This window comes from Arsenicibacter sp. R0_47 (assembly GCF_057652235.1).
Map to the genome: position 1 here is coordinate 512,471 of NZ_JBYFCJ010000003.1, position 12,138 is coordinate 524,608.

The window sequence follows — 12,138 nt, forward strand, 5'->3', positions numbered from 1 at the left end:
TTTGTTCACTGCAAAACTACGATAACCCGTTTGAACTCCAACACAGGTCCCGATGGCGAAAAAACTACTGAAATATAAAAATTACGATGTCCATTCCATTACAACCTTAGCCGGCGCCGGCACACCAGGGGCACGGTATAATGCAAACATTGCCACATGGGTCATGCAGACGGCTATGGGCGGCACGCACCTGACTGTTGCCCTGTACAAAATTGATTATACCATAACGCTGGTAGAAGACAGCGGTATTTTCAACGTAAATCTGCTGGCAGAAGACCAGACGAATCTCATCGGCCGGCTGGGCCGGAAAAGCGGACGTGAGCAGGATAAGCTCAGCCGGTTACCGCATGCACTGGATAACCGCGGATGTCCGTTTCTGACCGGAGCTGTTGGCTATGCTCAATGCCGGGTGATTGGACAGATCGACTCCGGCGATCATGTTCTTTTCGTGTGCGAAGTGGTTGGTCAGTTGGTACTACATCCGGATAAACCGGTGATGACCAATAATTTTCTGCGGGAAAAAGGACTGGTTCGCGGGTAGTTAGTCAACGTAGTCCTGATCCAGACAATGCAGAATATCGTCCAGGTACTCGCGTGAGTTGGCCAGCCGGGGAACCTTATGCTGTCCGCCCAGCTTACCGCGCTGCCCCATCCAGTTGTAGAACGTCCCGCGCGGCACGGCATGAATGATCGGCGCCTGTAAGACCATGTCGTTATACCGCTTGGCATCGTAATCGGAGTTAACGAGGCGTAAGGTTTCGTCGAGAATCCGGTTGAAATAGGCCTGGTCGGCCGGTGGCTGCGAAAACTCAATGATCCATTCATGGCGGCCATTCCGGTTGCCGCCCATGTAAACGGGGCCTGCCGTATAGTCGGCAATAACCGCTCCGGTCAGTTCGCTGGCTTTGGTAATGGCCGCTTCGGCATTTTCGACAATCACTTCCTCGCCGAAGGCATTGATAAAATGCTTGGTCCGTCCGCTGACTTTGAGCCGGTGCGGATACAGAGACGTAAACCGGACAGTGTCACCCACCCGATAACGCCATAAACCGCCATTGGTGGAAATGACCAGCGCGTAGTTTTTATGGAGTTCAACCTCTTCGATGGTCAGCGCTTTCGGAAACGGACTGTCGGCTTCTTCCATCGGGACAAATTCATAGAAAATGCCATAGTCGAGCATCACCAGCATCTCACCAATCCGGCGTACATCATCCTGAATCGCGAAAAAACCTTCCGATGCATTGTATACTTCCAGGTATTTAATATCGCCTGACGGAAAGATATGCTGCGTAAACAGCTCGCGGTAAGGCTGGAAGTTGACGGCGCCGTGAATAAACACCTCAAAATTCGGCCATACTTCCAGAATATTGGATTTGCCGGTATTGGCCAGAATTTTGTCGAGCAGTACGAGGGTCCACGTTGGTACCCCCAGAATACTCGTCACATTCTCACGGGCTGTCACCTCGGCCATCCGTTCGATTTTCGACTCCCATTCGCCCATGAGGGCAACGTCGATGGTCGGTGTACGGATGTATTGTGCCCAGGACGGCAGGTTTTTCATGACAACTGCCGATACGTCGCCCGCCGCACCGCTTTTGCTGAAGGGGTTTTCGTGGAGGCTGCCACCAATGGATAGCCCTTTGCCTTCAAAGGTTTTACTGTCGGGGCGGTTGGCCACGTAAAGCGCCATCATATCCTTGCCACCTTTGAAATGGCAATCGTCCAGCGAATCCTGCGAAACCGGAATAAACTTACTGCGGGCATTGGTCGTCCCCGACGATTTGGAGAACCAGTGAATCGGTGAAGGCCAGAGCAGATTGTTCTCGCCTTTCATGGTCCGTTCGATATACGGATACAGGTCTTCGTAAGAAGAAACGGGCACCTGCGTCTGAAAATCCTTAACGGACCGGATGCTGCCGTAGTGATGGAGCTTGCCCCAATGGGTGCGCCGGCCACGGCGGATGAGCTGGTTAAACACCTGCTGCTGCACCTCACCGGGGTGCTTCATCATCGCCTCGATGCGGGGTAACCGACGTTCAAGAAGCCATTTAAGTGTAGTGTTCAGCAGTGTCATAAGCTACAATCCTTTTGCACGATCGGGATAATCCGTAATGATACCGTCGACGCCCCAACCTTTCAGTTTCTGCATCTCTTCGGTATTGTTTACCGTCCAGGGAATTACTTTCATCCCTTTCCGGTGAATACGATCTACCTTTTCCTGTCCCAAAAGTCGGAAATATGGACTATAAATATCGGGTATAAATCCTAAATCTTTTAAATGGGAGTCAACACTTTTTAAATCGGCTACCAGCGCGGCAAGTTTGGTTTTCGGATAATTACCGGCATCAATCTGCTGCTTCCAGTGCTTTAATACCGCAAAATCGAAACTTTGTATGGTAATCCGGTCGATAGAAATGTGTTCTTTAATAACCGCCAGCACTAAATCTGAAAAAGGAGCGGGTGCGGGCTGAGACACATTGTATTGGTCCGGCTCGCTTTTAATCTCAATATTATAGCTAAACTCAGGCAGGTTATTGGCCTTTCGGTACGCTTCCATTGTTTCGAAAACCTCACTGAGCAACGGTTTGTACGCCGCCACTTTCTGTTGCTCCGGATAATTGACATTACCCCGCAGACCAACATCGTACCGTTTAACATCGCTGTACGCCATCTGATAGATATTCAGATTCTTCTGGTCTTTGCGCGAAACGGGGGTGCCGTCAGGTGCTGTTGAAAAGTCGGCATTGACATAGGGTTCATGCGACACAACCACCTGGCTGTCCTTGCTGATGACGACATCTAACTCAAGCGTTGTAACCCCCAAATCTAATGCTTTCCGGAACGCAGGAAGGGTATTTTCGGGCATAAGGCCCCGGCAGCCCCGGTGGCCCTGTATACCCGGCGTATTTGCGGCAGGTTGTCCCATAACGTGTAGTACCGGTATAAACAGGGCAACTAAAAGAATCCGATGCATAGACAGGCTTTATGGGTGTATAACTCCTGCTATAACACAAATCGGAGAAGCCCTGTTGCAAACACGTATGAAGTTTCTGTGAATTGCCGGGGCAAATTAATTGAAGGAAAGAAGTAATCAGGGTAATAAAGACTATTTTTTATTAAATAAAGAATATTTTACTTGCGGCCCGATTCCCTTAGCTTTATGAACAACCTGAAAGCCATTGGTAGCAGTGTAGCAGCGCTGGTTATCATTGTGGCCCTTAACCGCCCCTGGGGGGCAACTCCCGCTTTTGGCCCTTTACTGAGTCCGTTCACCGGCTTCTGGCAAAATGCTGAATCTACTGCTACTACGGATAAGGAGTTTACGATCAGCGGTACGCGGCAGCCGGTCACTGTGTTGTATGACGATGTGGGTGTGCCGCACGTATTTGCCCAAAATGATTACGATGCTTATTTCGCGCAGGGGTTTGTAACGGCGCGGGACCGCCTGTGGCAGATGGAGTTTCAGACACATGCTGCCGCCGGCCGTGTGTCGGAAATTGTCGGCGAACGGGCGCTGGAGCTCGACCGGTTCAACCGGCGGATGGGCATGGGCTTTGGTGCCGAAAAAGCGGTAAAGACCATGCTGGCTGATCCCAAAACCAAAGAAATTGTGGAGGCCTATACCGCAGGAATCAATGCCTGGATTGAGCAGCTGAAACCGGCAACCTATCCGGTGGAATACAAACTGCTGGGCTATGCTCCGGAGCCATGGACACCGATCAAGTGTGCCTACCTGCTGAAGCAGATGACAAGCACACTGGCAATGGGTGCTGATGATCTGCGGATGACTAACCTGCTGAAAAAATACGGTGCCGGCGTCGTGGCCGACCTGTTTCCGGATTATCCGACCCGCGAAGATCCGATTATTCCGCCGGGAACGAAGTGGGATTTCAAACCGCTGCCGGTACCTGCCACTCCAAAAGATTCTGTGATGCAGCAGCGTTTACTCGGCATGTCGGCCGCTACATTCAGTGCCGGGTTGCTGCGCCATGATCCATCGATTGGCAGCAATAACTGGGCGGTGGGTGCTGAAAAGTCGGCAACCGGTTATCCCATTCTCGCCAATGACCCCCACCTGACGCTGAGTTTACCGTCGATCTGGTATCAGATTCAGCTCATTACACCAACGCTGAATGTCTACGGCGCGTCGTTGCCGGGAGCGCCGGGTGTAATCATCGGCTTCAATAAACAGGTTGCCTGGGGGGTAACTAACGTGGGGGCCGATGTACTGGATTTTTATACGATTCAGTTCAGGGATGATCAGCACTCGGTTTACCTCCATGATAAACAATGGAAACAAACGACCCGGCGTATTGAACGCATTAAGGTAAAAGGAAAGCCCGATGTGGTTGATACCGTGTACTACACACATCATGGACCTGTGGTCTATATGGGTGCACAGAAGCCATTCCGGCCGAATATCCCGGTAGGGCACGCCGCCCGCTGGATTGCGCACGAAGCGGCTAATGACCTGTTGTGTTTCTACCAGCTTAACCGCGCGGTAAACTACGATGATTATGTAAAGGCACTGGCCCATTATGCAGCGCCGGCCCAAAACTTTGTTTTTGCGGATAACAGTAAAAACATCGCTATTTCCCCGAATGGCCGCTTTCCGCTCAAGTGGAAGGATCAGGGTAAGTTTATTCTGGACGGCACAAGTTCGGCCTATGACTGGCAGGGCTGGATTCCGGCTGAACAGAATCCGCGGGTTAAAAATCCGCCGCGCGGCTTTGTCAGCTCAGCCAATCAGTTTTCAACCGATCCGTCGTATCCGTATTACCTGAACTGGCAGTTTGCACCCGCAGAGCGTGGCCGGCGAATCAACCAGCGGCTGACGGCAATGCAGGGCGCTACGGCCGACAGTCTGCGTGGCCTTCAGAACGATAACCTGAACCTGCGGGCGGTTGACGCCCTGCCGGTTTGGATGCCGCTGGTTGAGGCAAAGCGGCTGAGTGGCCCGCAGACGAAAGCGCTGGAGATCGTCAAGGCGTGGAACCGCTACAACGATGCCGGTGCAGTCGGAGCCAGTATCTTTACCGTATGGTATGAGCAACTGATGGAAAGCGTCTGGAAAGATGAATTTGACGCCGGCGATACACTGCCTATGCGCTACCCAAGCTTCGACCGGACGCTTACCCTTATGCAGCGGGAGCCGCAGGCACGCTGGTTTGATAATGTGAAAACACCGCAGCGCGAAACCATTACCGATGTTGTCACGCAGGCGTTTCAGGCGGCTTGTGACTCCTTGCAGAAAAAACACGGTGAATTGGGTCCGGCCTGGGCGTGGAGCAAGCATAAAAACACCTCAATCCGTCACCTGATTCCAGGCATGGATGCGTTCAGTGCCATTGGTGTTCAGAATGGGGGAGGTGCTTCCGTAGTTAATGCTACATCCGAAAAGCACGGGCCTTCATGGCGGATGGTTGTGGCATTGGGTCCGTCGCCGAAAGCGTACGGGGTTTATCCCGGCGGGCAGTCCGGTAACCCCGGCAGTCCGTTATACCAGAATATGATACAGACATGGGCCGACGGCAAGCTGAACGAACTGCTTTATTTACAGCAGGCCACCGATAAGCATCCCCGGTTAGCCTATAAGTTAGTCTTACAACAACGATAAATTCATTATGCGACTGATTCTGATTATCGCCGTATTAAGTTTTCTGGCCCAGCTCTTGTTGCCCTGGTGGAGTCTGGCGCTGGTGGCCGCAGCTACCTGCAGCTGGTTAGGGCAGAAGGCCGGTCAGTCTTTCGGGCAGGCGTTCATCGGGGCGGCGCTGGTATGGGCAGGGTATGCGTTGCTGATCCACTTTCAGACGGAAGGGATCATGACAAGCCGTATGAGCCAGCTGATCTTTAAAAGTGCCTCACCCGCAGGAATATTGCTTTTGGTGCCGTTTGTGGCGGGTCTGGCAGCCGGTTTAGCCGGACTGGCAGGTTACTATATCCGGCAGGCAATTGCGCCCTCGCAACAAATCGTAAGTAAAAGGGCGTAATTAGGCAATGATTTTGATAATTTTGTAGAAACAATTAATAATAACTAACTGATTATCTCGTGAAGAACGCTTCGTTGATTCTTAACATTGTACTGGCTGTTGCCGTCGCTGTACTGTATTATCTGCATTTTAAAGGGACCCCATCACAAGAAACAACAGCAACGGCTGTACCTACCGAATCGAAAGGTAAATCGATTGTTTACGTCAACGTTGACTCCCTGCTGACCAGATACGATTTCTTTAAAGACACCCAGAAAGTGCTTGAAAGCAAGCGTTTTCAATTAGATAATGACCTGAATACAAAAGGCCGTAATCTGCAGAATAAAGCCGCTTTCTTTCAGCAGCGCGCACAAACTATGACCATGGATCAGGCACGCGCTACCGAAGCCGCCCTCCAGAAGGAACAACAGGAATTACTGCAGTACCGTGAGCGTGCAGCCCAGCAGCTGGCGGTTGATGAGCAGAAAAAAAATGAAGAACTCTACAACAAGATTTTTGAGTACCTGAAAAAATACAACAAGCAAAATAAGTACGAGTTTGTACTGGGTTACACAAAAGGCGGCGGGATTCTGTTTGCTGATGCGCCTAATGATGTAACTAAAAAGGTGCTTGAAGGATTGAATAAAGAATACAAGTCAACTCAGGAGGCAGCGAAGAAATAATTTCGCTAAATTTGAAACAAAGAAATCCGTTTGGGACTACTTTACGTATATCAAAGGCAGTGCTTTGTGAAGTGACAAAAAATGGTATTATTTTTGTTAGAATCAAAACATACCGCCCGGTGTTTTATGGATTCCCGGTATGCTTTGCAAAACATTGAATCTATTGTATTCTTCAGGGATATAAGCAGATAAAATTAGATAGGCACAATTATTGCTTGTATTTTTTTTAGAATTATCTGCTTTTTCCTTCATAGATAAAGATATCGCCCGGAAGGTATCGATGTTGTATCAGGTCTTGAGGCTGTGACTTTGGTACCGTTTTCAACAACGCACACATCGATCCTCCGGGCGTCTTTTTTTGTATTTACTACATTTCCGGCTTCCTGCGAACCTCCGCCGTTTTTCTTCGTTTACATAAGATAGTATTTATCCTCATTAATTAGTCAATATGGCATCTGCAGCTATTGCAAAAGAAGTAAACATCAAAAATCGCAGAGCATCTTTTGAGTATTACTTTATTGATACATACACGGCCGGCCTTGTATTAACTGGTACTGAAATTAAATCAATCCGGCAGGGGAAAGTTAATTTACAGGATGCTTACTGCCTGTTCCTGGGCGAGGAACTGTTTATCCGCCAGATGAGTATTTCGGCCTATACCGAAGGTACCTACAACAACCATGAGCCCCTGCGAGACCGCAAGCTGTTGCTGACCCGGCGGGAGCTCCGGAAACTGACCGAAAAACTAAAGGACCAGGGGTTGACAATTGTACCGGTACGGCTCTATACATCGGACCGGGGATTTGCCAAACTGGAAATCGCGCTTGCGAAAGGGAAAAAGCTTTACGATAAGCGCGACAGCATCAAAGAACGTGAGGCAGAGCGCAGTATGCAGCGGGAGCGTTACTAGCTTTGTTAAGGAAAAAATACATTCTGCCTGTGGGTCAATTAAATAATTTAACGCGCAGAACATCTTGTGGAAATGTGGATAACTCTGTAAATTGCTAAAAAACAGAATGTCTTAACCACATATGGGCAGGAAAGTATTAATCTTGAACCAAGACTATAGTGCGCTTAGTATCTGTTCCGTTCCGAAAGCATTTTTGCTTGTTTATCTGAATAAAGCCGAACTCGTTGCTGAATCTGATCAGTTCAAGCTCCGTACGGTTCAGGCTGAATTTCCGATGCCAACCGTAATCCGTCTGCACCGGTACGTACACCTGCCTTATAAAGGTGTTATGTTGACCCGGCAGAATATATTTAAGCGGGACGGGCACCGGTGTCAGTACTGCGGTACAACAGAAGACCTGACGTTAGATCACGTGATGCCGAAATCGAGGGGAGGAAAAACTAACTGGGATAATCTGACAACAGCCTGTAAGCGCTGTAATTCTAAAAAAGGGGACTACACACCCGAAGAAGCCAATCTGAATATCCGGCAACGTCCGTTTAAGCCATCCTTTCTGCTTTTCCTCCGCGAATTTTCGGGCGCTGTCGATGCCAGCTGGATGCCGTTTATTGCAAAACGGGAACGCCGGTATGATTAACGGGTAACAAAAATACACACGGTTGCAGCACGGGGCTGCCAGCTGGCTAAGGATGAGCTTAATGACTTATCCGGCCGGCTGGCAGCCCCGGCCATTTATTCCTGAAACTCAAACGCTTTTTGTGCGAAAAGAACTTTTTGTTACGAAAAAAGCTTACCTTTGCAATCCTTTTTACAAAGATGTAAAACTTAAATTCAGACTGCCATTTGACCCACAGTCTGATGTAGCTAAGAGGGTCAAGCAACCAAACTTTTATGAGCAAAACGCAGAAAAGCGACAATCTGCCAGAATTTGACTGGGACCGGGCAGATAACAAAGGATTCGGTAGCGGGTATACGGCTGACGAACGCAGCCGCATGGAACAACTTTACAACGACACACTGTCGCAGGTAAACGAGAAAGAAGTTGTTATGGGCACCGTGGTAGGGATTACAGATCGTGAAGTGATCCTGAACATTGGTTTCAAGTCAGACGGTTTAGTTCCTGCTTCAGAATTCCGGGATTTGCCGGACCTGAAAATGGGTGACGAAGTTGAAGTTTACGTAGAAAACCAGGAAGACCCGAACGGGCAGCTGGTGCTGTCTCGTAAGAAAGCCAAGGTGATCACAGCATGGCAAAAAATTCAGAAGGCTCTGGACGAAGACCTCATTATCGATGGTTTCGTGAAGCGCCGGACGAAGGGTGGTCTGATTGTAGATATTTACAGTATCGAAGCATTCTTACCAGGCTCGCAGATCGACGTGAAGCCAATCCGCGACTTCGATGTCTTCGTTGGTAAGAAAATGGAAGTTAAGGTCGTTAAGATCAACTATGCGAACGACAACGTGGTTGTATCGCACAAAGTACTGATCGAGAAAGACCTTGAAGCACAGCGTACGCAGATCCTGAACAACCTTGAGAAAGGTCAGGTACTGGAAGGCGTTATCAAGAACATGACCAACTTCGGTGTGTTCATCGACCTTGGCGGTGTCGACGGTCTGTTGCACATCACTGATATTTCATGGGGCCGTATCAACCACCCGTCAGAAGTACTGCACCTCGATCAGCGTGTGAACGTTGTTGTGCTTGACTTCGATGAGGACAAGAAGCGGATCTCATTAGGTATGAAACAACTGCAGGCTCATCCTTGGGATGCACTTGCTGAAGATATCCAGGTTGGCTCGAAAGTGAAGGGCCGGATCGTTAACGTAGCTGACTACGGTGCGTTCCTGGAAATCATGCCGGGCGTTGAAGGCTTGATCCACGTTTCTGAAATGTCATGGTCACAGCACCTGCGTAACCCACAGGAATTCCTGAAAGTGGGTGACGAAGTTGAAGCTGTTGTCCTGACACTGGACCGTTCCGAGCGTAAAATGTCACTGGGCATTAAACAACTGACAGAAGATCCATGGACTCGTCCTGAACTGCGTGCTAAATACGCCGTTGGTACGAAGCACAAGGGTGTTGTACGTAACCTGACAAACTTCGGCCTGTTCCTTGAACTGGAAGAAGGTATCGATGGTCTGGTACACGTTTCTGATCTGTCATGGACAAAGAAAATCAAGCATCCGTCAGACTTCATCAAAGTTGGTGAAGAACTGGAAGTGATCGTTCTTGAACTGGACGTTGAAAACCGTCGTCTTGCGTTGGGCCACAAGCAGCTGGAAGAGAACCCATGGGATACATTTGAGTCAGTATTCTATGTTGGATCAACACACCGTTGCACTATCCTGAGCAAAAACGATAAAGTAGCTACACTGGAGCTGCCATACGGTATCGAAGGTTTCTGCTCAATCAAAAACCTCGGCAAAGAAGACGGTTCACTGGCAGAAGTTGGTGAGTCACTTGACTTCAAAGTAACTGAGTTCTCGAAAGAAGAGAAACGCATCATGCTGTCTCACACGAAGACATGGCAGGAAAAAGACGAGCCTAAGAAAGAAGCGAAGCCTAAGGCGCCAAAAGCCGAGAAAGCAGCTCCTGCTCAGGCAGAACGTGGTGCTACATTAGGTGATCTTGATGCACTGGCTGCATTGAAAGAACAGCTGGAAGGCAAAAAATAAGTAGTAACCGGTAGCCTTCGGGTATAGGTTGCAAAGAAAGGGTCGGATTGATCGGCGAACAGACATTGTCTTGACGCCGCGAAGGCCGGCCCTTTTATTTTTTGCGATATTTTCGGGCGGATATTGTGAAAAAAACAATTTTCTTCTAGTTTTGCAGTCCCATTCGACAGCGATGACGGATGCGACATACAAAAAGGTTCCGTGGCCGAGTGGCTAGGCAGAGGTCTGCAAAACCTTCTACAGCGGTTCGAATCCGCTCGGAACCTCAACCATCCCTGTACTGACAGTAAGTCGGTACAGGGATTTTTATTTTTTACCGGTTTAAGCAGAAATATAAGAAATGTTTATATGATTAAAATAATGATAGAATTGTTGAATTAATTAATCGTAGAAAAATTTATTTTTTACAAAGAAAAATTGGATAAACGGTAAGAAAAACGCGGCAGAAGGCTGCCTGTCAGCCTGTTGCTTAGAAAAGTTATAAATAAAGGTGGTATGGAAAATAAAAAAACCATTTTTTGACTGAATAGTAATCCTGCATTACTTTTGTGTGCCAATAATAAGTTGGTAAAAAGTATGTATCAACAGTCAATGAATAAGCAATTTGCAATGAGTCGCTTATCGACGTTTTGCGGAGCATTCGCTCTGTCACTGGCAATCCTGGTTGGTAGTGGTCAGGCAATGGCGCAGGACTCGGCTGCCGGAGGAGATCCGGCTGCGGCTACTTCGGCTCCCGCCGGCGGTGGCGGAGACGTAGAAAAAGGGAAGTCGTTGTTCACTAACAACTGTGCCCAATGTCATGCTGCTTCTGATGAAGTAGTGGTCGGTCCTGGTCTGAAAGGAGTTCGTCAGCGTACACCTGGCGAAGACTGGCTTAAAAAATGGATCCGCAACTCGCAGGCCGTGGTGGCTAGCGGAGATGCTTATGCAGTAGGTGTATACAATAAGTATAGCAAAATTGCGATGTCGAGCTTCCCGAACTTGTCGGATTCTGACATCACAAGCATCCTTGATTACATTGATTCTGCCAGTGCACCTGCTGCTGCTGCTACAACAGCTACTCCGGCCGGTGGTGGACAGGCTGCTGCTGCATCGTCTGAATCAGCGTCGCCTTCAAACCTCTTTACGTTTGTTCTGGTCGCGCTGCTGGTCGTGATGCTGCTGGTTCTGGGTGTGTTGCTGGCCATTGTATCGATCCTGTCTAAGGCCGTTGCGCCTGCCGGTGGTGAAGGTACAACGGAAGCGCCGTTCATGCAGCGTTTACGCGATGGCCTGACTAACACCATCAACAATCCGGTTATCCGTTCAATTGTGATCTGGATTTTCCTGTTTGTGGTTGTTAAGTCAACGCTTGACGGTCTGTATGGTATCGGTATTCAGCAGGGATATGCGCCTAAGCAGCCAATCGCTTACTCGCACAAGCTGCACGCCGGTCAATACAAAATTGACTGTAACTACTGCCACACGGGTGCAAACCGCGGTAAATCGGCAACGATTCCTTCGGCAAACATTTGTATGAACTGCCACGGAGTCATCAAAAAAGAATCGCCGGAAATTCAGAAAATCTACGCAGCCATCGAGCAGAACCGTCCTATTGAATGGATCCGCGTGCACAACCTGCCTGATCTGGCGTACTTCAATCACGCACAGCATGCCAATGTTGGTAATGTCCAGTGCCAGACATGCCACGGCGAGATTGAAAAAATGGAGGTAGTTGAACAACGCTCATCGTTAACCATGGGCTGGTGTATTGATTGCCACCGCAAAACTGAAGTTAACACAAAAGACAACGCTTATTACGACAAGCTGGTTGCCCTGCACCGTAAGGAAAGCAAAGAGCCGCTTAAAGTGGCAAACATTGGTGGTCTGGAGTGTTCAAAATGCCACTATTAATTTC

Annotated in this window: 11 protein-coding genes and 1 tRNA gene; 9 read left to right on the forward strand and 3 right to left on the reverse strand. The window is 49.0% G+C overall.

The genetic code is table 11. The features are described from left to right. The first annotated feature begins 52 nt into the window (after positions 1-52). Positions 53-541 (forward strand): flavin reductase family protein, encoded by a 489-nt coding sequence (locus AC23NW_RS08240; protein WP_487448815.1) that lies wholly within the window; start codon positions 53-55, stop codon positions 539-541. Here AC23NW_RS08240 and AC23NW_RS08245 read toward each other — a convergent pair whose 3' ends face one another. Beyond that, a complete protein-coding gene (locus AC23NW_RS08245; RefSeq protein ID WP_487448816.1) occupies positions 542-2,074 on the reverse strand; it encodes a GH3 auxin-responsive promoter family protein in 1,533 nt (510 codons plus the stop codon). Positions 2,075-2,077: 3 nt separating this feature from the next. Continuing rightward, positions 2,078-2,926 carry a glycerophosphodiester phosphodiesterase family protein gene (locus tag AC23NW_RS08250; RefSeq protein ID WP_487448817.1) on the reverse strand — a complete coding sequence of 283 codons (849 nt, stop codon included), beginning with the start codon at positions 2,924-2,926 and terminating at the stop codon, positions 2,078-2,080. Between the two features lie 234 nt (positions 2,927-3,160). Between AC23NW_RS08250 and AC23NW_RS08255 the strand changes: the two genes are divergently transcribed. Genes AC23NW_RS08255 through AC23NW_RS08265 form a run of 3 tightly spaced genes read left to right on the forward strand, consistent with a single transcriptional unit; the run spans position 3,161 to position 6,655 of the window. After that, positions 3,161-5,617 (forward strand): penicillin acylase family protein, encoded by a 2,457-nt coding sequence (locus AC23NW_RS08255; protein ID WP_487448818.1) that lies wholly within the window; start codon positions 3,161-3,163, stop codon positions 5,615-5,617. Positions 5,618-5,624: 7 nt separating this feature from the next. Then, positions 5,625-5,993, forward strand: coding sequence for a hypothetical protein (locus AC23NW_RS08260; protein ID WP_487448819.1), 369 nt, complete (start codon positions 5,625-5,627; stop codon positions 5,991-5,993). Between the two features lie 59 nt (positions 5,994-6,052). Continuing rightward, positions 6,053-6,655, forward strand: a complete 603-nt coding sequence (locus tag AC23NW_RS08265) for an OmpH/Skp family outer membrane protein (RefSeq protein WP_293834167.1) — start codon at positions 6,053-6,055, stop codon at positions 6,653-6,655. A gap of 102 nt (positions 6,656-6,757) precedes the next feature. On the opposite strand, the gene AC23NW_RS08270 is transcribed toward AC23NW_RS08265, so the two are convergent. Further along, the gene (locus AC23NW_RS08270; RefSeq protein ID WP_487448821.1) at positions 6,758-6,907 is read right to left on the reverse strand and encodes a hypothetical protein; all 150 of its coding nucleotides are present in this window, start codon (positions 6,905-6,907) and stop codon (positions 6,758-6,760) included. A gap of 196 nt (positions 6,908-7,103) precedes the next feature. On the opposite strand from AC23NW_RS08270, the gene smpB reads away from it, so the two are divergent. The 5 genes from smpB to AC23NW_RS08295 all read left to right on the forward strand — a co-directional run bounded on the left by smpB (position 7,104) and on the right by AC23NW_RS08295 (position 12,134). After that, positions 7,104-7,565, forward strand: a complete 462-nt coding sequence (gene smpB, locus AC23NW_RS08275; protein ID WP_487448822.1) for an SsrA-binding protein SmpB — start codon at positions 7,104-7,106, stop codon at positions 7,563-7,565. 121 nt (positions 7,566-7,686) lie between these two features. Further along, the gene (locus AC23NW_RS08280; protein ID WP_293834165.1) at positions 7,687-8,202 is read left to right on the forward strand and encodes an HNH endonuclease; all 516 of its coding nucleotides are present in this window, start codon (positions 7,687-7,689) and stop codon (positions 8,200-8,202) included. Between the two features lie 254 nt (positions 8,203-8,456). Then, positions 8,457-10,241: a 30S ribosomal protein S1 gene (gene rpsA, locus AC23NW_RS08285; RefSeq protein ID WP_487448823.1), complete on the forward strand. Its 1,785-nt coding sequence runs from the start codon at positions 8,457-8,459 to the stop codon at positions 10,239-10,241. 195 nt (positions 10,242-10,436) lie between these two features. After that, positions 10,437-10,507 (forward strand) — tRNA-Cys (locus AC23NW_RS08290). Between the two features lie 325 nt (positions 10,508-10,832). Further along, positions 10,833-12,134, forward strand: a complete 1,302-nt coding sequence (locus tag AC23NW_RS08295; protein WP_293834163.1) for a cytochrome c3 family protein — start codon at positions 10,833-10,835, stop codon at positions 12,132-12,134. Positions 12,135-12,138: the final 4 nt, after the last annotated feature.